This is a genomic window from Pseudomonas sp. MDT2-39-1, from assembly GCF_054898085.1.
The window spans coordinates 6,305,159-6,329,268 of record NZ_CM142716.1 but is presented as its reverse complement, the minus strand read 5'-3'; the positions used below and the strand labels follow the sequence as shown (position 1 = coordinate 6,329,268).

Annotated in this window: 17 protein-coding genes and 4 pseudogenes; 14 read left to right on the top strand and 7 right to left on the bottom strand. The window is 57.9% G+C overall.

Annotated features, from left to right (window positions below):
• The first annotated feature begins 129 nt into the window (after positions 1 to 129).
• From ACYZTM_RS29260 to ACYZTM_RS29250, 3 genes are all read left to right on the top strand, one after another.
• Entirely contained in the window at positions 130 to 660 is a 531-nt protein-coding gene (locus ACYZTM_RS29260) for a tetratricopeptide repeat protein (RefSeq protein ID WP_461986153.1), read from the top strand.
• Between the two features lie 66 nt (positions 661 to 726).
• Positions 727 to 1,212: an RNA polymerase sigma factor gene (locus ACYZTM_RS29255; protein WP_256656986.1), complete on the top strand. Its 486-nt coding sequence runs from the start codon at positions 727 to 729 to the stop codon at positions 1,210 to 1,212.
• Positions 1,209 to 1,976 carry an anti-sigma factor family protein gene (locus ACYZTM_RS29250; protein ID WP_461986151.1) on the top strand — a complete coding sequence of 256 codons (768 nt, stop codon included), beginning with the start codon at positions 1,209 to 1,211 and terminating at the stop codon, positions 1,974 to 1,976. Before ACYZTM_RS29255 ends, ACYZTM_RS29250 begins: the two co-directional genes overlap by 4 nt.
• A 171-nt stretch (positions 1,977 to 2,147) precedes the next feature.
• On the opposite strand, the gene ACYZTM_RS29245 is transcribed toward ACYZTM_RS29250, so the two are convergent.
• Together ACYZTM_RS29245 and ACYZTM_RS29240 are read right to left on the bottom strand one after the other, a co-directional pair.
• Entirely contained in the window at positions 2,148 to 3,449 is a 1,302-nt protein-coding gene (locus ACYZTM_RS29245; protein WP_131062124.1) for an ATP-binding protein, read from the bottom strand.
• A 3-nt stretch (positions 3,450 to 3,452) separates the two neighbouring features.
• The gene (locus ACYZTM_RS29240; protein WP_109631796.1) at positions 3,453 to 4,154 is read right to left on the bottom strand and encodes a response regulator; all 702 of its coding nucleotides are present in this window, start codon (positions 4,152 to 4,154) and stop codon (positions 3,453 to 3,455) included.
• A gap of 260 nt (positions 4,155 to 4,414) precedes the next feature.
• On the opposite strand from ACYZTM_RS29240, the gene ACYZTM_RS29235 reads away from it, so the two are divergent.
• From ACYZTM_RS29235 to ACYZTM_RS29215, 5 genes are all read left to right on the top strand, one after another.
• Positions 4,415 to 5,572, top strand: coding sequence for an efflux RND transporter periplasmic adaptor subunit (locus ACYZTM_RS29235; RefSeq protein ID WP_131062123.1), 1,158 nt, complete (start codon positions 4,415 to 4,417; stop codon positions 5,570 to 5,572).
• A gap of 14 nt (positions 5,573 to 5,586) precedes the next feature.
• Positions 5,587 to 8,685: an efflux RND transporter permease subunit gene (locus tag ACYZTM_RS29230; RefSeq protein WP_131062122.1), complete on the top strand. Its 3,099-nt coding sequence runs from the start codon at positions 5,587 to 5,589 to the stop codon at positions 8,683 to 8,685.
• A 192-nt stretch (positions 8,686 to 8,877) separates the two neighbouring features.
• The gene (locus ACYZTM_RS29225; protein ID WP_131062121.1) at positions 8,878 to 9,519 is read left to right on the top strand and encodes a DUF1345 domain-containing protein; all 642 of its coding nucleotides are present in this window, start codon (positions 8,878 to 8,880) and stop codon (positions 9,517 to 9,519) included.
• A 76-nt stretch (positions 9,520 to 9,595) separates the two neighbouring features.
• On the top strand, positions 9,596 to 10,435 hold the full coding sequence (locus ACYZTM_RS29220) for an AraC family transcriptional regulator (protein WP_131062120.1): 840 nt from the start codon (positions 9,596 to 9,598) through the stop codon (positions 10,433 to 10,435).
• Positions 10,436 to 10,484: 49 nt separating this feature from the next.
• Complete coding sequence (locus tag ACYZTM_RS29215) at positions 10,485 to 11,099, top strand: LysE family translocator (RefSeq protein ID WP_461986147.1); 615 nt, start codon at positions 10,485 to 10,487, stop codon at positions 11,097 to 11,099.
• Positions 11,100 to 11,427: 328 nt separating this feature from the next.
• Here ACYZTM_RS29215 and ACYZTM_RS29210 read toward each other — a convergent pair whose 3' ends face one another.
• On the bottom strand, positions 11,428 to 12,684 hold the full coding sequence (locus tag ACYZTM_RS29210) for an IS256 family transposase (protein WP_461964636.1): 1,257 nt from the start codon (positions 12,682 to 12,684) through the stop codon (positions 11,428 to 11,430).
• Positions 12,685 to 12,717: 33 nt separating this feature from the next.
• On the opposite strand from ACYZTM_RS29210, the gene ACYZTM_RS29205 reads away from it, so the two are divergent.
• Positions 12,718 to 13,131, top strand: a complete 414-nt coding sequence (locus tag ACYZTM_RS29205; RefSeq protein ID WP_461986145.1) for a hypothetical protein — start codon at positions 12,718 to 12,720, stop codon at positions 13,129 to 13,131.
• A 71-nt stretch (positions 13,132 to 13,202) separates the two neighbouring features.
• Here the strand turns inward: ACYZTM_RS29205 and ACYZTM_RS29200 are convergent, their stop codons facing one another.
• From ACYZTM_RS29200 to ACYZTM_RS29190, 3 genes are all read right to left on the bottom strand, one after another.
• On the bottom strand, positions 13,203 to 15,437 hold the full coding sequence (locus ACYZTM_RS29200) for an autotransporter outer membrane beta-barrel domain-containing protein (protein WP_461986144.1): 2,235 nt from the start codon (positions 15,435 to 15,437) through the stop codon (positions 13,203 to 13,205).
• A 217-nt stretch (positions 15,438 to 15,654) separates the two neighbouring features.
• Complete coding sequence (locus tag ACYZTM_RS29195; RefSeq protein WP_461986142.1) at positions 15,655 to 17,682, bottom strand: hypothetical protein; 2,028 nt, start codon at positions 17,680 to 17,682, stop codon at positions 15,655 to 15,657.
• Positions 17,683 to 17,779: 97 nt separating this feature from the next.
• Complete coding sequence (locus ACYZTM_RS29190; protein WP_461986140.1) at positions 17,780 to 18,607, bottom strand: hypothetical protein; 828 nt, start codon at positions 18,605 to 18,607, stop codon at positions 17,780 to 17,782.
• Positions 18,608 to 18,823: 216 nt separating this feature from the next.
• On the opposite strand from ACYZTM_RS29190, the gene ACYZTM_RS29185 reads away from it, so the two are divergent.
• The 5 genes and pseudogenes from ACYZTM_RS29185 to ACYZTM_RS29165 all read left to right on the top strand — a co-directional run.
• Complete coding sequence (locus tag ACYZTM_RS29185) at positions 18,824 to 19,852, top strand: LacI family DNA-binding transcriptional regulator (protein ID WP_461986138.1); 1,029 nt, start codon at positions 18,824 to 18,826, stop codon at positions 19,850 to 19,852.
• A 154-nt stretch (positions 19,853 to 20,006) separates the two neighbouring features.
• Positions 20,007 to 20,787, top strand: a pseudogene (locus ACYZTM_RS29180) (sugar phosphate isomerase/epimerase family protein).
• Positions 20,780 to 21,739, top strand: a pseudogene (locus tag ACYZTM_RS29175) (sugar kinase); the annotation flags it as partial. The pseudogenes ACYZTM_RS29180 and ACYZTM_RS29175, both read left to right, overlap by 8 nt.
• A 147-nt stretch (positions 21,740 to 21,886) precedes the next feature.
• Positions 21,887 to 22,672 (top strand): annotated as a pseudogene (locus ACYZTM_RS29170) (MFS transporter); the annotation flags it as partial.
• Positions 22,672 to 22,782 (top strand): annotated as a pseudogene (locus tag ACYZTM_RS29165) (bifunctional glyoxylate/hydroxypyruvate reductase B); the annotation flags it as partial. The pseudogenes ACYZTM_RS29170 and ACYZTM_RS29165, both read left to right, overlap by 1 nt.
• 129 nt (positions 22,783 to 22,911) lie before the next feature.
• Here the strand turns inward: ACYZTM_RS29165 and ACYZTM_RS29160 are convergent.
• The gene (locus ACYZTM_RS29160; protein WP_461986136.1) at positions 22,912 to 24,099 is read right to left on the bottom strand and encodes a pyridoxal phosphate-dependent aminotransferase; all 1,188 of its coding nucleotides are present in this window, start codon (positions 24,097 to 24,099) and stop codon (positions 22,912 to 22,914) included.
• Positions 24,100 to 24,110: the final 11 nt, after the last annotated feature.

Below are 24,110 nucleotides of genomic sequence, written 5' to 3'. Positions count from 1 at the left end.
TCGATAAAGCAAGGGTTCGGTCTTCGGCGGCCTGCATGCGGTAATTACGGCCCACGCGACAACAGCTTGCGCCGGATGCTGCCGGGGCGTGGTTTAAACTGGAACGAATTAACCCGTGGAGCATCGTTCATGACTCTCCGTTTTGCTGTTTTCACTGCCCCGTTGCTGCTCGCCGTTGCCCTGTCCAGTTCGCTGGTCCTGGCCGATGGCGACGATGATGCCCCGGCCAAGCCTGACTGCCCCAAAGGGCAGGTGTTCGACACCCAGTCGCAGAAGTGCGTCATGCAAACCAGCAGCCTGGTCCCGGACGCCGACCGCACCGACTACGCTTATCGCCTGGCCAAGGACGGTCGTTACGAAGAAGCATTGGCGCTGCTCGACACACTCAAGAATCCGAATACTGCCAAGGCCCTGAACTATCGTGGCTACGCCACGCGTAAACTGGGGCGCACCGACGAAGGCATCGGATATTACCTGCAATCGGTCAAACTCCATCCGCAGTATGCGCAAGTGCGTGAATACCTCGGCGAAGCTTACGTGGTCAAAGGTCGACTGGACCTGGCGCAAGAGCAGTTGCAGCAGATCAAATCGATCTGTGGCAGCACGTGCGAGGAATACCAGGACCTGGCCGAAGCCATCAACGATTCATCGAAAACCTGACACCCCGAACAGACGGAGGTCGCCATCGCCAGCGATGAGGCAATACGGGCAGAGCTGGGCCAGCATTTGGCGCGTTTATGGCGTTACGGCCTGCTGCTGTCCCGGCAACGGCATGTGGCCGAAGACCTGGTGCAAGCCACCTGCGTTCGCGCGCTTGAGCGTGCCGGGCAGTTTGTCCCCGGCACCCGCATGGACCGCTGGCTGTTGAGCATTCTGCATTCGATCTGGCTCAACGAAGTGCGCGCCCGGCGGGTGCGCCAGGGTCAGGGTCTGATCGATGCCGAGAGCCAGTTGTCGTTTGACGGAGAGTCCGTGGCGCAGACCCATGTACTCGCCGCCCAGGTCATCCGCCGCGTCGACGCCCTGCCCGAGGCGCAGCGCGAAACGGTTTACCTGGCTTACGTCGAAGGCCTGTCGTATCGCGAGGTCGCCGAGGTGCTGCAAGTGCCCATCGGCACCGTCATGAGCCGCCTCGCCGCCGCCCGGGTGAAGCTGGCCGAATACCCGCCATTGCACACAGTACCGAACCCTTTTACGGGAGAACGTCGATGAACGAACACGCGACACCTTCGGACGAGCAACTGGTGGCGTACCTCGACGATCAACTTGATGTCGACCAGCGCACCCGCATCGACACGGCCATTGCCGAAGACTCGACACTTAACCTGCGCCTGCAATGGCTTGCCCGCAGCAGCCTGCCGTTCAAGGAAGCCTACGACGAACTGACTCAACAAGCGCCCGTCGACCGCTTGCAATCGATGCTCGACACCTTGCCTTCACCTGAACGCCCGGCACTGAATCGACGCTGGTTTCTCGCCGCTGCCGCAAGCCTGGTGGTAAGCGGTGTGGTGGCGGATCGATTGTTCCTTGGCTGGCAATCGAGCCAGCAAAAGAGCAACTGGCGCGGACTGGTCGCCGACTATATGTCGCTGTACGTGCCGCAAACCCTGGAACACTTGCCCGTCGATGAAGCTTCGCAACGGGCGCAGTTGCGCACCATCGACGCGCGTCTGGGCCTGAGCCTGACGCCTGCGCAACTGGCCCTGCCACGGTCCGAATTGAAGCGCGCGCAAATCCTCGAATACGACGGCATGCCTATCGCGCAGATAACTTATCTGGATCCGGCCCATGGTCCGATTGCCTTGTGCGCCAAGCGTTCCAACAGCGGCAGCCGGCATTTCGCCCATGAGATTCGGCACGAGATGAATGTGGTGTATTGGGCGGACATGGAACATGCGTGGATGCTGATCGGGCATAACCCGGCGGCGGAATTGGAGAGCATGGCGAAGTTGTTGCGCAGCCGGCTTAGCGCGTAAGGCTGCCACTAACGTTGTAGCAGCTGTCGAGCCTGCGAGGCTGCGTTCGAGTGCGGAGCACTCGCCAATCCGGTACACGCGGTTTTCCTGATAGAACCGGTTGCCTGATTTTGCGACTGCTTCGCAGCCGGACGCAGCCTCGCAGGCTCGGCAGCTGCTACACAGAGTGCGTCAGGTTGAGGTGGGCAGCCACAACCGGAAGCGCGCGCCACCCAACGGTGAAGGCTCCACGGTCAGTGTCCCGCCCTGCGCTTCCAGCGCTCGACGACTGATCGCCAGCCCCAGACCAAACCCTCCTGTGGCCCGGTCACGGCTGCGGTCCAACCGATAAAACGGTTCAAAGATCCGCTCCCGCTCGTCATCGGGAATGCCGATACCGTCGTCATCGACCCAGATCTCACACCCCTTCGCGCACACCTGAACGCCAATCTGAATGCGCTTCTCGCAATAGCGCATGGCATTGCGCAACAGGTTCTGAATCGCGCGAGCCGTCAGTCGCGGGTCCAGCACAAAGCGTTCAAGTTGGCCATGCAGCAGCACGTCGATCACGATTTCGGGAGAATCGAGCTCTTCATCGACGCTGCCCAGAATGCTGTCGATGAACTCATCCAGCGACACTTCGACCTGTTCCGGCGAGCGCACCGGGTTCTGCAATCGGCTGTAGGACAGCAGTTCCAGCACCAACTCATCCAGTTCACGGATGTGCGCGACCAGCCCTAAAAGCCGCTCGCGACTGGCGGCCGGTAAGTCGTCGGACAGCGCCAGGGCCAGGCCGAAATCCAGGCGCGTGAGCGGTGTGCGCAGTTCGTGGGAGACGGCGTTGAGCAGGTCGCGCTGCTGGTTGAGCAGGTTTTCGATGTCGCCGGCCATGGTGTCGAAGACGTTGGCCAGGCTGCCGATGTTGGAATGCGGGGAAATCTGTGTGCGCTCGCCGAGGTGGCCTTTGCCGAAACGCTCGGCGGCGCCTTTGAGGCGTTCCAGGTCACGCCAGTGCGGGCGTAGCCACAGCAACAGGCAGGCGAGCATGGTCGCCCCGATCAGCACGTTGATGCTCCAGTACAACAGGCTGACGTCCATCGGGTCCGGCGGCACGACCATTTGCACGACCGTCGTCTTGTTCAAAGGAGCCACTGCCAGGGTGCGCCAGCCCCAGTCGCCGATGCGCACGACCTTCTCGTCGCGCTGCAAACGTTCTTGTTCATCGAGGGTGAAATCAGGGTCGTCGTTGCCGGTCAGGACGATGTGCAGCGGGGAGAATTCCTTGTCCATCTCGCTCGCCAGCGCCGGCCATTGCGCTTCGGGCACGGCGCGGAACTGTTTGACGATCAGGGTTTGCAGCCCGCGCGAATAATCGAGGTTGTAGGTGACAAACCGCTCATGAAAAACCTTGATCACCAGGTCCGGCACCAGGTAAATCGCCGCGCTGAACGAGACAATGGTCACCAGGTACAGGCGAAACAGGATCCTGAACATCTCTCAGCATTCCCACTCGGAACGGCTGAACAAGTAGCCCTTGCCCCACACGGTTTTGATCTTGCGCGCCTCGCCCGCGTGGTCGTCGAACTTGCGCCGCAACTTGGAAATCGCCACGTCCACCGAGCGGTCGGTGCCGTTGAATTCGATGCCGCGCAGGCGTTGCAGGATCTGGTCGCGGCTCAGCACTTCGCCGGCATGCCGGGCCAGCACCACCAGCAGGTTGTATTCACCGCTGGACAGCTCGACGAGTTGTTCGCGCCAGGTCACGGTGCGCTCCGACAGGTCGATGCACAGGTTGCCCATGAGGATGCGGTCGTTGGCGGTCTGCGGTTCGCTGAGGCTGCTGCGGCGCAATAGCGTGCGCACGCGGGCCAGCAGCACACGGGGCTCGCAGGGTTTGGTGACGTAATCGTCGGCGCCCATTTCCAGGCCCAGCACCTGGTCGTGGCTGTCGTCCCGGGCGGTCAGCATCAGGATCGGCAGCGTGGCCGAATCCGCCCGTAGCAAGCGGCAGACTTGCAGGCCATCGAGCCCCGGCAGCATCAGATCGAGGATCACCAGGTCCGGCGGATTGACCCGGGCCCGCTCGCGCACGTGGTCGCCACGGCTGATCACACTGACGCAATAGCCATTGCGTTCCAGGTAGCTGGCAATCAGTTCGGAGAGCGCGGTGTCGTCTTCGACCAGGAGGATGTTGGGCATGGGGTGTTTCCAGAAAGTGCAGTGGCGACCTTTAGGGCTTCTTCGCGGGCAAGCCTCGCTCCTACAGTAAATGCGTTATTTCGAAACTGGCGCATGACCTGTAGGAGCGAGGCTTGCCCGCGAAGCGGTCGCCAAGGATATACGCCCCTGTACGCCTATGAGTAAAACCCTTACACAATTTCACACAGCACCAACAAAGCTTCACCGCTACTCTCCTCGCCTCCCCGTAGGATGCGGGCAGTCATTATTGGGGTATTTACATGTCAAAGAACCTGCTTGCCAAGCTCAGCCTGGTGGCTCTGGCGTTGACGCTGAGCGCTTGTGACAAGTCCTCGAGCGCCGAAGAACAGGCGCCTCTGGCCACGGTCCGCGTTGAAACCGTCGAAGCCAGGCCCCTGTCGATCACCAGCGAGTTGAGCGGGCGTATTGCTGCGCCACGGATTGCCGAAGTCCGCGCCCGGGTTGCCGGCGTCGTGTTGCAACGCGCCTTTCGTGAAGGCAGCGACGTGAAAAAAGGCGATGTGCTGTTCCGTATCGACCCGGCACCGTTCAAGGCAGACCTGGACAGCGCCGAAGCCGCGCTGCGCAAGGCTGAAGCCAATGCGTTTCAGGCAAAGCTGCAAGAACAGCGTTATGCCCAGTTGATCGAAGGCAACGCCATCAGCGGCCAGGATTACGACAACGCCCGGGCCAGTGCCCGGCAAACCGCCGCCGATGTCGCTGCCAGCAAAGCCGCCGTGGATCGGGCGAAACTCAACCTCGGTTACGCCACCGTCACTGCGCCGATTTCCGGACGCATCGGCCGTGCGCTGGTCACCGAAGGGGCGCTGGTCGGGCAGAACGAAACCACGCCGCTGGCACTGATTCAGCAGCTGAATCCGATTCACGCCGACCTGACCCAATCGACCCGCGAACTCAACGACCTGCGCCGCGCCTTCCGTTCGGGCCAGTTAAAGGAAGTGGGTCAGGGTCAGGCCAAAGCCACGCTGATTCAGGATGACGGCAGCCTCTACCCGCTGCCGGGCAAGTTGCTGTTCACCGACATCACTGTCGACCCGGGCACCGGCCAGATCATCGTGCGCAGCGAATTCCCCAACCCGGACCTCGACTTGCTGCCGGGCAGCTTCGTTCGTGTACGCCTGGAGCAAGCGGTCAATCAGCAAGGCATCAGCGTGCCGCAACGGGCCATTCAGCGTGACAGCGCCGGTGTTGCCCAGGTGTTGGTGCTCGACGCCGAGCAGCGCATCGGCCAGCAACCGGTAGAACTGGGCGCCGTGCAGAATGATCGCTGGATCGTCACCACAGGCCTCAAACCTGGCGACCGCATCGTCACTGAAGGCCTGCAACATGCCAAGCCCGGTGAAAAAGTCCAGATCGACAACACCCCTCTTCCACTTGCCCAGGTTTCTGGTCAGTAAGCAGGACGCTTTTTATGCCGCAGTTCTTTATCGATCGCCCGGTATTCGCCTGGGTGGTTGCCCTGTTCATTCTGCTGGCCGGTGCGCTGGCCATTCCACAGTTGCCGGTGGCGCAATACCCAGACGTCGCTCCGCCGCAGATCGAAATCTATGCCGTGTACCCCGGCGCCTCGGCTCAAACCATCGATGAAAGCGTGGTCAGCCTGATCGAGGAAGAGCTCAACGGCGCCGATCACCTGCTGTATTTCGAATCGCAAAGCAGCCTCGGCAGCGCCACCATCAAAGCCACTTTTCAGCCGGGTACCAACCCGGAGATGGCCCAGGTCGACGTGCAAAACCGTCTGAAAGTGGTGGAGTCGCGCCTGCCGCAAGCGGTCAATCAGCAAGGCTTGCAGGTGGAGAAAGTCTCCGCCGGTTTCCTGTTGTTGATCACCCTGACTTCCAGCGACGGCAAGCTCGACGATGTGGCGCTCAGTGATTACCTGGCGCGCAACGTGATGAACGAGATCAAGCGTCTGGACGGTGTCGGCAAGGCCCAGTTATACGGCGCCGAACGGGCGATGCGCATTTGGATCGACCCGCAGAAGCTGATCGGTTTCAACCTGACGCCGGCCGACGTCAACGCCGCCATCGTCGCGCAGAACGCTCAAGTCTCGGCCGGCAGCATCGGCGACTTGCCGACGCGCACCACGCAGGAAATCACCGCGACGATTCTGGTGAAAGGCCAATTGTCGACGCCGGAAGAGTTCGCTGACATTGTCCTCAAGGCCAATCCCGACGGTTCCAGTGTGCGCATCAAGGACGTGGCGCGGGTCGAGATCGGCAGCGAGCAATACCAGTTCGGCACGCGCCTGAACGGCAAGCCTTCCACCGCCGTCAGCGTGCAGTTGGCGCCGGGGGCCAATGCGCTGAGCACCGCGACCCTGGTGCGAGCGAAGATGGATGAACTGGCGCGCTATTTCCCGGCGGGCGTGGAATACAAGATCCCATACGACACCTCGCCTTTCGTCAAAGTATCGATCACAAAAGTGGTTTACACCCTCGGTGAAGCGATGCTGCTGGTGTTTGCGGTGATGTTCCTGTTCCTGCAGAACATCCGCTACACGCTGATCCCGACGCTGGTGGTGCCGGTGGCGCTAATGGGCACGTTTGCGACCATGCTCGCGCTGGGCTTCTCGATCAACGTGCTGACCATGTTCGGCATGGTGCTGGCCATCGGCATTCTGGTGGACGACGCCATCGTGGTGGTGGAAAACGTCGAACGGATCATGGCCACCGAGGGCCTGTCGCCCAAAGAGGCGACGCGCAAGGCTATGAAGCAGATTACCGGGGCGATCATCGGCATCACTCTGGTGCTGGTGGCGGTATTTATTCCAATGGCGTTCATGCAGGGTTCGGTCGGGGTGATTTACCGCCAGTTCTCGCTGTCGATGGCCACTTCGATCCTGTTCTCGGCGTTCCTGGCGCTGACCTTGACCCCGGCGTTGTGCGCAACGCTGCTCAAGCCGATTGCCAAGGGCGAGCATCACGAAAAATGCGGTTTCTTCGGCTGGTTCAACCGTGGTTTCGAACGATTGACCGCGCGTTATCAAGGCTGGGTCGCCTATGCGCTGAAACGCACCGGTCGTTATCTGCTGATCTACGGCGTGCTGCTGATCGGTCTGGGCCTGTGCTTCAGTCGCCTGCCGTCCTCGTTCCTGCCGGTTGAGGATCAGGGCTACACCATCACCGACATTCAGCTACCACCGGGGGCGAGCAAAAACCGCACGGTGCAGGTCGTGGAGCAAATTGAAGCCCACAACGCCACTGAACCGGGCGTTGGCGACAGCACGGTGATCCTCGGTTTCAGTTTTTCCGGCAGCGGACAGAACGCCGCGCTGGCATTTACCACGCTGAAGGACTGGTCGGATCGGGGCAGCGACGACTCGGCGAGCTCGATTGCCGACCGTGCCAACATCGCGCTGAGCCAGATCAAGGAAGCCGTGGCCTTCTCGGTGCTGCCGCCGCCGGTTGACGGTCTCGGCACCTCCAGCGGTTTCGAGTTCCGCTTGCAGGACCGTGGCGGCCTCGGTCATGCCACACTAATGAAAGCGCGCAGCGATTTACTCGCCGCAGCCGAGAAAAGCCCGATCCTGATGAACGTGCGCGAAAGCGCGCTGGCCGAAGCGCCGCAAGTGCAACTGGAAGTCGACCGCAAACAGGCCAACGCGCTGGGCGTGTCCTTTGCCGACATTGGCAACGTGCTGTCCACGGCGGTCGGTTCGGCCTACATCAACGACTTCCCCAATCAGGGGCGGATGCAGCGGGTGGTGGTTCAGGCCGAAGGCGATCAGCGCAGTCAGGTGGCCGATCTGCTAAAGATCCACGTGCGTAACGATGCCGGAAAAATGGTGCCGTTATCGGCGTTTGTCCAGGCGAAATGGACCCAGGGCCCGGCGCAGTTGACGCGTTACAACGGCTATCCGGCGATCAGCATTTCCGGCGAGCCGTCGCCCGGTCACAGCACCGGGGAAGCCATGGCGGAGATCGAGCGGCTGGTTGCGCTGGGGCCTGCCGGGTTGGGTCAGGAATGGACCGGGCTGTCTTTGCAGGAACGTTTGTCCGGCACCCAGGCGCCGATTCTGCTCGGGTTGTCGCTGTTGATCGTGTTCCTGTGTCTGGCGGCGTTGTATGAAAGCTGGTCGATTCCGACCTCGGTGTTGCTGGTGGTGCCGCTGGGTGTGCTCGGCGCCGTGCTGGCGGTAACGCTTCGCGGAATGCCCAACGACGTGTTCTTCAAGGTCGGGCTGATCACCATCATTGGCCTGTCGGCGAAGAACGCGATCCTGATCATCGAATTTGCCAAGAGCCTGTACGACGAAGGCCATGACTTGATCGACGCCACACTGCAAGCCGCGCGCCTGCGACTGCGGCCGATTGTGATGACGTCGCTGGCGTTCATTCTAGGCGTGGTGCCGTTGGCGATTGCCACGGGCGCCAGTTCGGCCAGCCAGCAAGCGATCGGTACGGGGGTGATTGGCGGAATGATCACGGCGACGCTGGCGGTGGTGTTTGTGCCGGTGTTTTTTGTGGTGGTGATGAAGCTGGTCCGCAAACGCCATAAAGTCACCTAAACAACACACATCCCTTGTAGGAGCGAGGCTTGCCCGCGAAGAGGCCGTTACATTCAGCCTGGAGGTCGACTGACATTCCCTCTTCGCGGGCAAGCCTCGCTCCTACAGTGTCTATCGTCGGCCTGAACGTTATGGCCACAACGCATGACGCTGGGCTAAGGTGTTTGCATAACCCCGGCCCATCGAGCACTCATGCCCTTCCTCGCCCGCACCCACCCTCGCCTGTCCGCCGCCGCCACCCTGGGTGTCGCGGCAGGCATTCTGGCTCCGGCCGATTCGGTCATCAGTAAAATCCTCATTGGCTGGAATGTCGGGGTCTGGACTTACCTGATCCTGATGTTCTGGCTTGCCGCACGCGCCAAGGCGCCCGACGTGAAACGCATTGCCGAGGTCGAAGACGAAAACGCCGGGTTGGTGTTGCTGGTGGTGTGCATTGCAGCACTGGCCAGCCTCGGCACCATCACCTTCGAACTCGCCGGGAGCAAGGAGCTGGAAACCGCGAGCAAATTGCTGCGCTACGGCTCCACTGCGCTGACGGTGATCGGGTCATGGTTGCTGATTGGGGTGATTTTCAGCGTGCATTACGCCCGTCTGTTCTACACCTGGGACGGTGAAGACCTGGCGTTGCGCTTTGCTGAAGGTCTGGAAACCCCCAATTACTGGGACTTTCTGTATTTCTCTTTCACCATCGGCGTGGCGGTGCAAACTTCGGATGTGGGCGTGGCGACACGGAGCATGCGCAAGATTGTGCTGGCGCAATCACTGATCGGTTTTCTGTTCAATACGGCGATTCTGGGGTTCTCGATCAACATCGCTGCAGGGTTGTTTGGCTAACCGTTGCACAAACGTTCTAGTCATTATTCCCGGCGCGGGCGTTAAATAAATCGGCAATCCGTCTCGCAGGTGCAGCATGACCACTCACAATTGGCTCGATTTGGTCCAGGACGGCGACACCGGCATCGAGCCCCTGCGCGCGCATTTCGAGGGTCACGCTTACGATCCGCACTGGCATGACAGCTACCTGGTGGGCGTGACCGAGCAAGGTGTCCAGCAGTTCAATTGTCGGCGTGCCAGGCACCAGAGCACGCCGGGAAAAGTGTTTTTGCTCGAGCCGGGGGACATCCATGACGGTGAAGCCCCCACTGAAGGCGGCTTCACCTATCGGATGCTTTACATCGACCCGTTGTGGCTGGAGCGCGAATTGAGCGGTCTGTTTGAAAACGCACCGCTCAACGGTCAGTTGAGTTTCGCCAACACCCTGACCAGCGACCCTGGACTGGCCCGGACTACCTGTCTGGCATTTGAAACCTTGCATGGCGGCGAACTGAAGATCGTGCGCGAGACGGCGCTCGACGGTTTGCTGGAGCGTTTGACCAGTCACCTGCACTGGCGCACCCGCTATGGCGAAGACCCGCGTCTGCCGCTGGTGGCCCAGAGGGCTCGGGAGTACCTGCACGCCAACGCTCAATACGACATCGGCCTTGACCAGCTCGCCGCTGCAACAGGCGTCGACCGCTTCCGCCTGACCCGTGCGTTCAAGGCGGCCTATGGGCTAGCGCCCCACGCCTATCTGGTGCAACTGCGCCTGTCCAAGGCTCGGCGAATGCTCGCCAGCGGCGCGCAACCGGCGGCAGTGGCGATGGAGTTGGGTTTTGCCGATCAAAGTCACTTGGGGCGCTGGTTCGTCCGGGCTTATGGGTTGACGCCAGCGCTGTACCGCAAGCGCTGCTCAAATGTTCCAGACGCTTGAGGCAGATATTGTGAGGATCGACTCCTGAATCATTTACGGAGCCGCTTCCATGCCGTCCACTGTCCCCACGCTGTTACCTTTCTTGCTGTTTGCTTTTGTTGCCTCGATCACGCCGGGGCCGACCAATATTCTGGTGTTGAACAACAGCGCCCGGTATGGCTTCAAAGCCACGCTGCCCCTCATCTTGGCCGCCTGCGCCAGTGCTGCATTCATCGTTCTGTTGGCGGGTTGTGGCATCGGTGAGTTCCTCAACCGTTTTCCAGCTTTGCAAGGCATCCTGCATTGGCTTGGTGCCATTTGGCTGAGTTATCTGGCTTGGCAGATATTTCATTCAGCCCGTGAACGAACCGTTTCCAGCCAAAGCAATCAACAGCGTGCTGGTGCGTGGACTGCCGCGAGCTTGCAATGGATCAATCCCAAGACCTGGATGATGGCCATGACGGTCGTCAGTGTGTTTGCCGCCAAAGGTGCCGACCTTTTAACCAGCGTGCTGACTCTGAGTGTCATATTTTTCCTGGTAGCCCTGCCCTGTCTGTGTCTTTGGGCAATGCTTGCCGTGGGCACTCAACGGTGGATTCGCTCGCCCCACGAGATTCAATGTTTCAACCGATCAATGGGATTGGCACTGGGAGGATCGGCCTGGTTGAGTTTTTTGATTGGATAGCTGGAGCACAGTCTGTCAACACGCAGAAAAATCACATTCCTGCCGATTTGTAAACTGTCATGTATGACAGTTTACAAGGCCGAGCTATAAGCGCTTTTATAGAATATCCCGGAAGTTGTATTTACCTGGATACCTCTCGTCATGACTGTGGAGACCGAATTAATGAACATGCTCACAAATAGAAGCAGGCAAAGTGTAAAGACCGGTAGCTGTCGCGGAACAATTGGGAGTGGAGTGCCATTTAGCGCGAGCTTGGTAGAGCTCAAGGCGCTAACCTTTCCGCCCCCCCATGGAGGGTGTCCCTGATTTTGTGTAAACGGGATTTCTATTAAACCGTTAACAGCCGATCTTCAAACTGGATACTGAAGCGATTCAAAGCCGCTTTCCAGTCCCGGATCGGCATTGTCCACTTTTTGCTGATGTTGTTCAGCGCCAGATAAAACAGCTTCATCACCGCCTCGTCGGTCGGAAATGACGCACGCGTTTTGATCACTTTACGCAGACTCATGTTGATCGATTCGATGGCATTGGTGGTGTAGATCACCTTGCGAATTTCGGCTGGATAGTCAAAAAACGGAATCACCCGAGCCCAGTTTCGTCGCCATGACAGGCTGATCGATTGGTACTCGGCGTCCCATTTGGCTTCAAATTCGCAGAGCCGTTGCTCAGCCAGCTCGGCGGTGGCCGAGGTGTAAATCAGCTTGAGGTCAGCCGCGACTTCCTTCTGCCGTTTCCACGATACGAAGTTCAAACTGTTGCGCACCATGTGCACGATGCACAGCTGAACGACGGCTTTTGGGTAAACCGTTTCAATCGCCTCAGGGAAGCCTTTGAGGCCGTCCACGCAGGCGATGAAGATGTCCTGCACGCCCCGATTCTTGAGTTCGGTCACCACTTGCAGCCAGAATTTTGCGCCTTCGGTTTGAGCGATCCACAAGCCCAGCACCTCTTTGTGACCCGCCATGTTGACGCCGATGGCCAGATAAACCGCCTTGTTGCGCACGGCGCCGGCATCGCGCACTTTGACGTGAATGCAGTCCAGATAGAGGATCGGGTACAGCGCGTCCAGCGGCCGCGCCTGCCAGAGTTTGACCTCATCACTCACCGCGTCGGTAATCGCCGAGATCAGGCTGGGAGAGACCTCGGTGCCGTACATTTCCTGCAAGTGCGCCTGAATTTCTCTGACACTCAAACCGCGAGCGTACAGCGAGATGACTTTGTCATCGAAGCCCGTCCAGCGGGTTTGATGCTTGGCCACCAACTGCGGCTCGAAGGACGCCTGCCGGTCGCGAGGGATGTCGAGCGGCAGTTCGCCGAAGTCGCCCTTCAGGGTTTTACCGCTGTGACCGTTGCGCGCATTGGCGGCGGTGTTGGTGATCGTCGCGCTTTTGTCGTGCCCCAGGTGTTCGGTCATCTCGGCTTCAAGGGCCCGCTCGACCAGCATCTTGGTGAGCTGTTTGAGCAGGCCGTTTTCGCCGATGAGATCTTCGGGCTTTTTGTAATTGGCCAACAGACTGTCGGCCAGTTTAACCAGCTCAGGATCAGGCTTGACTCGTTTGGCTCGCTTGGGTTTTGACTCGGTCATTGGATTTCCTTGGGGTAGGCAGTCTCCTGCCAAATGACCGTTTACACAAAACTAATTACACCCTCCCCCCATGGCGCAGCACATGTTATGTTGGCCCGGCAACGCGGCCCCGCACCGTCTTACATCACCAAGGAACTAAATCTGTCCTTCACCCAGGGGTTGAACGACGGCTCCTATGTCATAACGCCGCAATCCCATGAGGTGCGGTTATCGTTCGTGGATTATAGTGATCAGGCAAGCCCGGTTATCTATACGCAAGTCAGTGGAACAGCAGATCTTGCATATGATGACGCTACAGGTGTTTTATCTGGCACGCTGACTAATGTAGTCGTAGAAAACGACGATGATGATGACGACAAAAAAAAGCTAACTATTGATGTTACGTTTGTCGCGAAATCCAATGGTGCGATTATTGGCACCACTAACGGTATCGCTCGGGCTGCCTAGCGGCATGAAGAATACCCTCACTTAAAAAAGGAAGCCTTGGCTTCCTTTTTTTATTACTACAACTCACATTTTTAAAAACCGTATCGAAGACCAATACTTGCACCCATCGGTCGCTCGATATTTTTACCGTTGCTGTAATCAACATCCATGTGCATTTGCAGGCTGTTATTCAGTGCTAGAACGACACCAGCGGCCAGCTCCCCCCTTGATCCGGACAGGTCGTTGTCAAACACATAGTTGTTAACTCTGACTTCATTATTTGTTACGAATTCGTGAGCCAACGCGGCGCGCACATAGGGTTGCACTTGCATTCCGCTTTTCAGAATGAAATTGCGTCCTGCGGTCATCCCCGCCTCTCCCAACAATGAGCGCGTGCGGTCGCCCTCCGCTTGCAGGTCATTATCCAGCGAAAAGGTTTTGCCCTGAATAACGACAGCTGACCATTTGGTATAAGGTTCGAGGAAGTAGCCCCCGGCAATCTTTATGTTTCGACCGAACTCGATAGAGCCGCCTGCGCCCATAGAGTCATAGTCACCTTTAGCTCTGCTGCCATCGCTCATACCGACCTTTGCATCATTACGGAAGCGGTTGACCTTCACCACGCCGTCAAAGTAGTAACCGCTGTCAGCCTGAATCCAGGTAGTGTATGCACCAACGTAGTCACTGCTGACCGTACCCGAAGTGCCGCCATTGAGGTTCAGGTCGGAATCGCTATGCCCCCCCATAATCCCCACCAACCATTTGCCTTTTCCAATCGGGAGCGGCGCATCGGCACCCAACGTGAAGCCGCGCTGAGTTTGCTGATACCCGACGCCTGAACCATCAGACACAATGTATTTATTGCCATAAGTACGTCCCCAGGCGCCCGCGTCCCCACCCTTGAAGCGCAACTCTCCCATGCGCGAACGCAACGACATGAGTTCGGCGTACCACACGGTCGGCGCCGTGTTGAACAAGGCCTTCACCGTGCGTGTGGCCGGACTGACCGTACGGGTACTCGGATCAAGAATCCAGTCGTCGCCACTCTTCGCCAAACTGTAGGAAAAGGTTCCGAGGTCTACGGCTCTGTCGACAAAGAACTGCGCATCGCCGCCTGCCGTCTGCACCACCCGAATGGGTTGCCCGGCAGCGGGTTCGACACCGCTGCTGCTGATCAACAGTTCATGTCGACCGCTGGCAGTCCCGGTAACGTTCAGTAAGTCGGTCTGGCCGGTGGCGAAATTCGTGCCCAGTTCGAATCGACCATTACCTGCAAGCTCAACCACATCCAACTGATAAAAAGCGTCATCCGCACCGAAGCGAACTGTGCCGCCGTTGAGCATCAATTTATTGATCTGACTGTCTTCTACGAGTACCCAACGGGCGCTGTCGTTGATCGTCGCGCTGGAGACATTTTCCAGTCGACCTGTCAGCGACGAGTTTTGCTGTAACGTCAGATCAAGGGTGCTGCCCGCTTCATTGACGAAGTTGCCGGTTAATGTGCTGTTGCTGACGGTTACCGAAGTCGTTGCGCCGCCCCGGACATCCACCAGCGTCTCGTTGCCAGCCAACAGAAGGGCGTTATCGAGGGAAATGGTGGCTGTAGAAGAACCGGCGTTGGCGAAGTCAACGAGGATGGCGGAGCCGGTGTGCCCCTGCACGGTCGTATTGACCAACGACAGAATCACGGGTTGAATCGCCGAAGTGTCGAGCCCGAGAATTATCCCTTCCTGTCTACCGACAAAGGTGCTGTCGGTTGCGCTGGCCTGGCCGCTGAGAAGTCTCAACCCGTAGCTGGTAGCACCGGTGCCCTGAATCGTTGAGTCCGTGACGTGCAACTCGCTGAATCCACTCACCAGAGCCCCACCGGTCTCACCACTGATCGTGCTTTTACCACTCACGGTTGCCGAGGAGCCGGTCTGGCTACTGAACTCGCGCACAACCTGCAGCCCGACGCGATTGCCGGTAATGGTGCTGTTGTCGATAGTGGCTTGACTGTTACTCAGCATGACTGCCGCCGGACCGCTAACACCTGAGACTGTCGCCCCGCTTAAATTAACAAGGGAGCCATTGCGAGCTGTAATTTGTTGGGTTGAACTTCCGGTATTCACGTTGAGTGTCGAACTGTCAGAGTTGATGAACAGTGTTTGTGCACCATTGACATTTAATGTGGCACTCGAACTGAGATCCCAGCGCTCCGGTGTGCCACCGGTAATGGTTTCGTTGCCCCCGACAATGGGGGCTGCCAGGGAAAACGGGGTGAAAAACATCACCAAAGGTAAGTAAAAGAGCTCTCCCTTGGAGATAAACGAATACATGCTACGCATAGTAGACACCTGCTTGATTAAACGGGATAGCTGTCACTCGCGAATAGGGAGGCCAGCCAAACAAAGGGTGCTAGGCTAGCGTGGAATTACGTAGAGCTATGTAGGACTAATCCTCATTTTGAAGGCGAAACACCCTTGTCGGCCTAAGACATCTAATTTCACAATGAAGTGAAACAGTGCGACAAAACTGTCTTGCCGCACTGCACAGCGTTGATAATTATGGGCTTGGGATTGGATTCGCTTCCTCACAGTATTGCCCCGAGCCATTGGTCAACACTATTTCATGTATGGCTTCCGCCGAAGGCGGAGTGTCCGTAGTACCTGTCCGAGTAATCGTATAACTGAGCACTGCATTAGCACGGTTTGCCGGTTTAAAATGATCCTCATAAACACCGATATGGATCAGACTTCCTTCATTTGGAAAAACGCCTGAAATCAAAAGATCTGCAGTTGTTTCCGTACCAGGAACCAGTATTGGAGGATTTGTATTGGTATACGCCGCGTAAGACAACGTAATCGTTTCACCATCAACCGTGTATGTGCTTTTAGGGATAATAACTGCGAGGTTACGTCTATTGGTGCCATCACCTGGTGGTATAAAGTTCAATGTCGGGCAACTGATCCTTCGCGCAGAGCCCTGAAGGCCTTGCACTTGGGGCATCGGCGTTTGTATCGGAAAATCGGCGACCGGGATATTTTTAGGAGTAGAGACTACAGGGTTGGGATTATCTAAAGCAGACAGTTCCCACCGCAAAATCTTCGTCCCGCTGTTTTGCTCAAAAATTGTTTCCCATGGAAGTGTTCGTGTGATCTCCGTTCCTTCTTGCCCTGGACTTAAGCGGATTACATCCCCCACTTGGGCAGTTCCATATAATATTTTAATGAACCAGCCTTCCTGAGTGACTGGCAAGGTAAACAGGGTAAATGTAATCGTTGCATCTTTGCCGAAATCCGACTCCAATATTTCATCGGTCGATCCGTCTTCAGTTTCTAGTGTAGGAGCAGTCAAGACAGGGTTGACCGGATCCGGCTCATTCGGATTTGTCGGACCAGGGTAATAAATATTGACATTAATATCATCGTTATTGCCGCCGATGTGACGCGCCCCCCTGAACATCGCATAACTGATATTTGTTTTTTCGTCACCATCGGTGTCGCCATATACTTTTTTAATTATAGCGAAATCAACACCCTCCCAAGTCAACTTACCGCCGACACTTTGATCTACTCTCTTCTCGCCAAGAGATTCTATCCCCCAAAATACCTGGATTGTGTCAGAACCTGCATTGGGTGTTGGTACATCAATGACAGCATCGACCCCCAGCGCACAGTCAGCCAAGTCAATCAGGCCATCGCCATCTTCGCCATTCGCCAAGGGCACCACGGGTTTTGCAAATACGGTGGGATCAGTAAGACGCCTGATTTCGCGAGAACTGGGACTGGATTTTTTACTGATGTTGCCTGCCGCATCCGTAACAACATACACACAGACGTTGTAACCCTCCGCAGAATTTACGAACACGTTAATGGGTATGGTGACTTCATAAGTTGATGGCAACAGGTCTTCAAACACAGGCGGGTCGCGCTCTACATCAGGGGCTGCACCCCAGAAAACCTTAATCCGGTCAGTGGGGAGATAAGCGGTGCCATACGATGCGGCCTTGATTGTGATGCCGGTTGGATTATTACCGATGTACTCCTCATCGATAGGAGCAGCCGGGGGTAGGTCAATAGGAAATGAAGCCGCGCCAGGGGATCGGTTGGAAGCAGGTTCCTTGATTCTATACGGCGCCGTCCGGTCAATGGCGTAAGTCGCAATTAAAGAAGTACCTGGGTTTGCTCCAGCGTATAAATAAATATAACGAACTTCATATTCCGTCGGCGTTTCGGGGTCACGGTCCTCCACGAGGTGTGTCACCGGAATATAAAGTTTTAAAGGCCATACTCGATTGGCAATAGGCCCTAGCAGTGTCAAAGGTACAAGTTTTTCCCAGGCCGTAGCTCCTTTTTTGCGAATTTCCACCTCGTATTCATCGTCGGCGTCTTCAGGATCTGTAGGTTGCGGGATTGTATATTCAAGAGGTGCAGTAAGCTTTGCCACGGGGATCCGTAGATCGGGGAGCAATGTCTGTTCTGTAATAGTGACGGCGGGAGGAGGGTCAGCAAAAACACCATCGGACTTCCGATAACGGCTTAACAAAACATTTTGTCGGGATAACTTAGCCTTTTCAACTATCGCGTTCATTTTTATCGTCTCCGTGCTTCACAATTGATTGCGATACGACTCCAAGAAGGTTTAGGCCTCTTCGTATGCTTCTTCACTGCATTATTTCCATACGTGCTCAAGGCCCGCATGGAACTTCCTCGCCTGAGATAATCCGGTCGACCCTTACCAGTCCTGTTTTCGATTGGCCTAGCAACCTTGTGCCGCGGTATACACGATAATTAACAAGCGCGGATGCATTAATTACCATCGGCTTGATATGAATATCGTAGGGCGCGACAACTTCCAAGAACCCCTCCCGAATATCCTGCTCACTCAGATTCGCTCGCGTTATTTGTTTGAAGGCGCGTCTAAATTGTATACCGCTTCCATTTAGAGTGGCGTAAGCTCTCCATGTCACTACGCAACGATCTCCAGCTTTAAATCCCGTCAGTGGCGGAATCTTCACCGTCACCCCTTCCCAGATGGGTGGCTGAGTACTGCAATTTAAATAGCTATAGGCATTGGCATGGGGAAAGGTTGCCACCGGCAGGTCCTTGTTTACCGGGGTGTGGTCGACAGTCAGCGTTCTTTGAAAAGAGCGCGCCGGGTTGCCAACAGGATTGGTTTGTTCATACCACAAATTTCCGGGACCATTAGTTCGTAAATGCTCTGGGCCGATATGAACAATAAACTCAGGCCTGATATCTTCTGGACCATAAAATTTCTCTACCTTTACTAATGGGTGGCCTGGCTGATCAAAGAAAACACGCAGAGTGTCTACCTCGCCCGGTATTGTTACCGGGTCCTGCCAAAGAGGCACGACAACATCGATTCCCTCGGCTAATAATTCAAAAGGAATGTAACCCTCAGGATCATCTTCTGAATCGGCGACTCCAATTACCTTCGGCGGGTCAAAGGTCGAAGGCACGCTGAAATATGTGTATTTAGATCCCTGTCGAGCCATAGCTGATCGCCCTGAAGCAAAAGTAAGTGGTGAGATAAATTAGGCACCCATAGCGACAACGTGGCTACTGTCAGATCTGACAGGCATCACGACCGTTCGTCGGTTATTCTTAAACATCTGCCCTACAGTAGCCTTGACGGTCTTGATGGAATGGTGCTCTCTGAAACCGGTTTCACGACTCGTTTCGTGAGAACTATTCCAATAACAAGGTCGCCCATGAACGATTTCTCCGCCGCCCAACGCAGCCGCGTCACCATGCTCGACGTCGCCGAACACGCCGGTGTGTCCAAAGCCAGCGTCTCGCGCTTCATCGGTGACGACCGCGCCCTGCTCTCCGATGCCATTGCCCTGCGCATCGAGCAGGCGATTGCCCAACTCGGCTACCGACCCAACCAGATGGCCCGCGGCTTGAAGCGAGGGCGCACTCGCCTGATCGGCATGCTGGTGGCCGATATCCGTAACCCTTATTCGATAGCCGTGATGCACGGGGTGGAAACCGCCTGCCGCCAGCACGGTTACAGCCTGGTGGTGTGCAACACCGATCGCGATGACGAGCAGGAGCGCCAGCATCTGGCGTTGCTGCGTTCGTACAACATCGAAGGCTTGATCGTGAACACCCTTGGCCACCACCGCGATGAGTTGCGTGAACTGCACCGGGAAATGCCGATGGTGCTGGTGGATCGCAAGGTCGAGCAGCTTGAAAGTGATCTGGTCGGTCTGGACAACCCGGCCGCCGTGGAAATGGCCATCGCCCATTTTCAGGAGCGCGGTTATTGCGATGTGCTGATGGTGACTGAACCGTTTGACGGCACCAGTTCGCGGATTGAGCGGGTCAGCAGTTTCAAGGCGCAGATCGGGCAGCGTCCGGCGCTGACCGGCGCAGTGGTGGAAACCGGTAGTGATTTGACTGCGCAGCTGAAAACCTTCCTCGACACACCTGGCTCGGGGCCGAAAGCGCTGTTCTGTGCCAATGGCATTGCGGCGCTGGCCGCTACCCATTCCTTGCGTGAGTTGCAGTGCAATCTGTTTGAGGATGTCGGGGTGATCGCGCTGGATGATCTGGATTGGTATCCGCTGGTGGGCAGCGGGATCACGGCGCTTGCCCAGCCGACGGCGGAGATTGGCGCGAGTGCGTTTGAGTGTTTGCTCAAGCGGTTGCGCGGAGATGACGGGCCGGTGCGGACGATGGATTTTGCGGCGCGGTTGGTGGTGCGTGGGTCGACCGCGTTGCGTGTTGCAGTTTGAGGACGCCTTCGCGGGCAAGCCTCGCTCCTACAAGAGCACCGCATACCCCTGTAGGAGCGAGGCTTGCCCGCGAAGAGGCCCTTAAAAGCCCCACATAATTTAAGCAGCCATTTTTTTTGAACAAAAATGAAACCGGTTTCAGAGGTGCAAAACAATGAATAAACCACCCGTCTCCATCAGCCTGTCGAGCTACGGCGCCGACCTGGTACGCCAACGCGGCCAAGGCAGTTTTACCGCCGTGTTGGCTGCAGCCAGCGCCACACACATTGAATGGCGCGAAGAGCTGCTCACCGATGAAGACCCGCTGCAACTGGCCGACGCTACTCAATCCCAAGGTCTGGAAAGCATCTATTCGTCGCCAATGGAATTGTGGCTCGCCGGTCAATCGAAACCCAATCCTGAATTGCTCATCACCCTCCGGCGCGCCGAAACCTTCGGCGCCAAATGGCTGAAAGTCTCCCTGGGTTACTTCACCGACAACAACGATCTCCAGGCCTTGAACCGAATCCTCGCGCAAAGCCCGGTGCAGCTGCTGGTGGAAAACGACCAGACCTTGCACGGCGGCCGTATCGAGCCGTTTCAACGCTTCTGGCGAAGTCGAGCAGCACAACCTGCCGATCAAAATGACCTTCGATATCGGCAACTGGCAATGGCAGGACCAGTCCGCCGCCAGCGCTGCGCGGTTGCTCGGCCGGCATGTTGGCTACGTGCATTGCAAAGCCGTTGCACGCCGGGCCGACGGCAAACTGGTCACCGTCCCGCCGGCTGCCAGTGACGTACATCTGTGGGAACAACTGCTGCGGCACATGGCCCAAGGCGTTATGCGGGCGGTGGAGTATCCGCTGCAAGGCGATGACTTGGTGCAGTTGACCACCGACCACGTGGCCACCCTCGCCCGCCTCGGCCAATCCCGCCTGGAGCATGCTCATGCCTGAGTTCGATATCCTCTCGTTCGGCGAAACCATGGCGATGTTTGTCGCCGAACAGAACGGTGACCTGGCGTCCGTCAGCCAATTTCACAAGCGCATTGCCGGGGCCGACAGCAACGTCGCGATCGGCCTGTCGCGGCTGGGTTTCAACGTGGCGTGGTTGAGCCGGGTGGGTGCCGATTCGCTGGGGCGGTTTGTCGTAGACACTTTGGAAAAAGAAGGCCTGGACTGCAGTCATGTCGCAATCGACCCGGTGCACCCGACCGGGTTGCAGCTCAAGTCCCGCACCGAGGATGGCAGCGATCCGGCGGTCGAGTATTTCCGTCGCGGTTCGGCGGCCAGTCATTTGTCGGTGCAGTCGATCTCCCCGTCATTGCTCAACGCTCGGCATTTGCACGCCACCGGTATTCCTGCGGCGCTGTCGGCGTCTGCCCGGGAAATGTCTGTTGAACTGATGACCCGCATGCGCAATGCCAGGCGCAGCGTGTCTTTCGACCCGAACCTGCGCCCGAGCCTGTGGGCCAGCGAGCAGCTGATGATCAGCGAAATCAATCGCCTAGCCGCCCTCGCCCATTGAGTGTTGCCTGGGTTGAGCGAAGGCCGCTTGCTGACGGGGTTTGAAGACCCCGCGGATATCGCGGCGTTTTATCTCGATCAGGGTGCAGAAGCGGTGGCCATCAAGCTCGGGCCGCATGGCGCGTATTACCGCACGTATCAGGATGAGGGGTTCGTCGCGGGCGTGCCGGTGGCAACGGTGGTCGACACGGTTGGGGCTGGCGATGGATTTGCCGTCGGCATGATCAGCGCGTTGCTGGAAAACCACAGCTTTGCCGATGCCGTGCAGCGGGCCAACTGGATTGGCAGCCGTGCGGTGCAGAGTCGGGGGGATATGGAGGGGTTGCCGACCCGGCTTGAAATGTCCGTCGAGTTTGAGTCCGCCATCGCGAGCAGGTCGAATCGTCGCACCGTCACTCCCACAGGGGATTTGTGTTTGACCTAGATCCAATGTGGGAGTGAGCCTGCTCGCGATGAGGCCCGCACAGTCACTGAAGATTTGTAACCCGTTACCTGCTGCGACAAAAACAACAAGCTCAGGAGCACCATCATGAAAACCGCATCACTCGCCGCCCGCCGCTGGTGGTACATCATGCCCATCGTCTTCATCACCTACAGCCTGGCGTATCTGGACCGCGCCAATTACGGGTTCGCTGCCGCCTCCGGGATGGCCGCCGACCTGATGATCACCCCGGGCCTGTCGTCGATGCTCGGCGCACTGTTCTTCCTCGGTTACTTTTTCTTCCAGGTGCCGGGTGCGATCTATGCGCAGAAGCACAGCGTGAAGAAGCTGATTTTCGTCAGCCTGATCCTCTGGGGCGGGCTCGCCACGTTGACCGGCATCGTGTCCAACGCCTATTGGCTGATCGTCATTCGCTTCATGCTCGGCGTGGTCGAAGCCGCGGTGATGCCGGCGATGCTGGTGTACCTGTGCCACTGGTTCACCCGTGCCGAACGCTCGCGGGCCAACACTTTTCTGATCCTCGGCAACCCGGTGACCATGCTCTGGATGTCGGTGGTGTCGGGTTACCTGGTGCAGCATTTCAGCTGGCGCTGGATGTTCATCATTGAAGGTTTGCCGGCGGTGCTGTGGGCGTTTATCTGGTGGCGTCTGGCGGATGATCGTCCGGCACAGGCCAAGTGGCTGACTGACCAGGAGAAGCAGGACCTGGAAAGCGCCCTCGCCGCCGAACAGGTCGGCATTAAAGCGGTGAAGAACTACGCTGAAGCCTTCCGCTCGCCGAAGGTGATCATCCTCGCGTTGCAGTTTTTCTGCTGGAGCATTGGGGTCTACGGTTTCGTGTTGTGGCTGCCGTCGATCCTCAAGGCCGGCGCGCAGAGACGCGGGAGGCGATGGCAGGGTGTGCGGTGGATAATCTGCTGGCTGCGTTGGCTGGGGAGCGGCCTGCAAATTTGGTGAATGTTGGGGCGTGGCCCGAGGCGTAAGATTTTTGTCGTCTGTTAGGCAGCCTTCGCGGGCAAGCCTCGCTCCTACAGGGATTTTGTGAACACCACAACTCCAGTGTAGGAGCGAGGCTTGCCCGCGAAGGGGCCAGCACAAACAACACAAAGCTATCAGGCTCGCCGGGCCTCCAGAAGGTCCGCCGCACACAACGCAATCCGCCGGCACGCATCCGCCAGTTTCACTTGATCCACCACCAACCCGATCCGGATATGCCCCGCCGCACTCGGTCCGAACGCCTCTCCGGCAAGCACCGACACGCCGTAACCCTCCAGCAAGCGCTCGGCGAAGCCTTGAGCGCACAACCCGGTCAAACGTACATCCACCATCACAAACATCCCGCCATCCGGCCGGATCGGGCGAATCCCTGGGCAACCACTCAACCTGGCGCACACCAGATCGCGGCGCTGGCGATATTCCTCACGCATCAGCGCCACTTCCGGCAAGTCTTCATCCAGCGCCACTTGCGCGGCTTTCTGCACAAAATCCGGGATGCCGAACAGCATGCACAACGATAAATGCACCAGGTGCTCGGCCAGCATTTTCGGGCCGATCGACCAACCGACGCGCCAGCCGCTCATGGCGTGGGATTTGGACAGGCTGTTGATCGTCGCGGTGCGTTCGGCCATGCCCGGCAGGCTCGCCGGGCTGACGTGTTCACCCTCAAACAACAGATCACTATAGACCTCGTCACTGATCAACCACAGATCATGGCGCACGCACAACGCCGCCAGCGCTTGCCAGGTTTTCAAGGACAGGCTGGCGCCGGAAGGATTGTTGGGGCTGTTGAGCAACAGGACCCGGGTCTTCGGCGTGATCAGCGCCGCCACATCCGCCGGATCAACGCGAAAGCCGTTCTCCGGCCGCACCGCCACCGGCACCACTTTGGCGGCGCAGGCGCCGAACACGCCTTCGTAGGTCACGTACATCGGCTCGGCGACGATCACCTCATCACCCGGATCGAGCAGGCATTGCGCGACCGAATACACTGCGCACTGCGCCCCTGGAAACACGATCACATGATCGGCGTCCACCGTCTGACCACTGCGCTGTCGATGGCGCCGCGCGATGCTGCTGCGCAATCCGCGACTGCCGCGCACCTCCGGGTAATGCGTGTCGCCGGCCCGCAAGCTGTCGATGGCCGCCTGGACGATGGGCGGCGGCGTGTCGAAATCCGGATCGCCGATCGACAGCAGCAGCACATCGATTCCTTGCTCGCGCATTTCCAGCGCTCGGTCATGAATCTGCCAGGCTGCCGCTCCGTCGCCGGCGATTCGTTGGGTCAAGGCTGAATAGCGCATGTGTTTCTCCT

What these genes read in the sequence shown, in the direction of transcription:
- ACYZTM_RS29250 (WP_461986151.1), top strand. Translation starts at nt 1,209, where the DNA reads ATGAACGAACACGCGACACCTTCGGACGAGCAACTGGTGGCGTACCTC.
- ACYZTM_RS29215 (WP_461986147.1), top strand. Translation starts at nt 10,485, where the DNA reads ATGCCGTCCACTGTCCCCACGCTGTTACCTTTCTTGCTGTTTGCTTTT.
- ACYZTM_RS29240 (WP_109631796.1), bottom strand. Translation starts at nt 4,154, where the DNA reads ATGCCCAACATCCTCCTGGTCGAAGACGACACCGCGCTCTCCGAACTG.
- ACYZTM_RS29235 (WP_131062123.1), top strand. Translation starts at nt 4,415, where the DNA reads ATGTCAAAGAACCTGCTTGCCAAGCTCAGCCTGGTGGCTCTGGCGTTG.
- ACYZTM_RS29185 (WP_461986138.1), top strand. Translation starts at nt 18,824, where the DNA reads ATGAACGATTTCTCCGCCGCCCAACGCAGCCGCGTCACCATGCTCGAC.
- ACYZTM_RS29195 (WP_461986142.1), bottom strand. Translation starts at nt 17,682, where the DNA reads ATGAACGCGATAGTTGAAAAGGCTAAGTTATCCCGACAAAATGTTTTG.
- ACYZTM_RS29205 (WP_461986145.1), top strand. Translation starts at nt 12,718, where the DNA reads ATGACCGTTTACACAAAACTAATTACACCCTCCCCCCATGGCGCAGCA.
- ACYZTM_RS29190 (WP_461986140.1), bottom strand. Translation starts at nt 18,607, where the DNA reads ATGGCTCGACAGGGATCTAAATACACATATTTCAGCGTGCCTTCGACC.
- ACYZTM_RS29260 (WP_461986153.1), top strand. Translation starts at nt 130, where the DNA reads ATGACTCTCCGTTTTGCTGTTTTCACTGCCCCGTTGCTGCTCGCCGTT.
- ACYZTM_RS29225 (WP_131062121.1), top strand. Translation starts at nt 8,878, where the DNA reads ATGCCCTTCCTCGCCCGCACCCACCCTCGCCTGTCCGCCGCCGCCACC.
- ACYZTM_RS29230 (WP_131062122.1), top strand. Translation starts at nt 5,587, where the DNA reads ATGCCGCAGTTCTTTATCGATCGCCCGGTATTCGCCTGGGTGGTTGCC.
- ACYZTM_RS29200 (WP_461986144.1), bottom strand. Translation starts at nt 15,437, where the DNA reads ATGCGTAGCATGTATTCGTTTATCTCCAAGGGAGAGCTCTTTTACTTA.
- ACYZTM_RS29245 (WP_131062124.1), bottom strand. Translation starts at nt 3,449, where the DNA reads ATGTTCAGGATCCTGTTTCGCCTGTACCTGGTGACCATTGTCTCGTTC.
- ACYZTM_RS29160 (WP_461986136.1), bottom strand. Translation starts at nt 24,099, where the DNA reads ATGCGCTATTCAGCCTTGACCCAACGAATCGCCGGCGACGGAGCGGCA.
- ACYZTM_RS29220 (WP_131062120.1), top strand. Translation starts at nt 9,596, where the DNA reads ATGACCACTCACAATTGGCTCGATTTGGTCCAGGACGGCGACACCGGC.
- ACYZTM_RS29210 (WP_461964636.1), bottom strand. Translation starts at nt 12,684, where the DNA reads ATGACCGAGTCAAAACCCAAGCGAGCCAAACGAGTCAAGCCTGATCCT.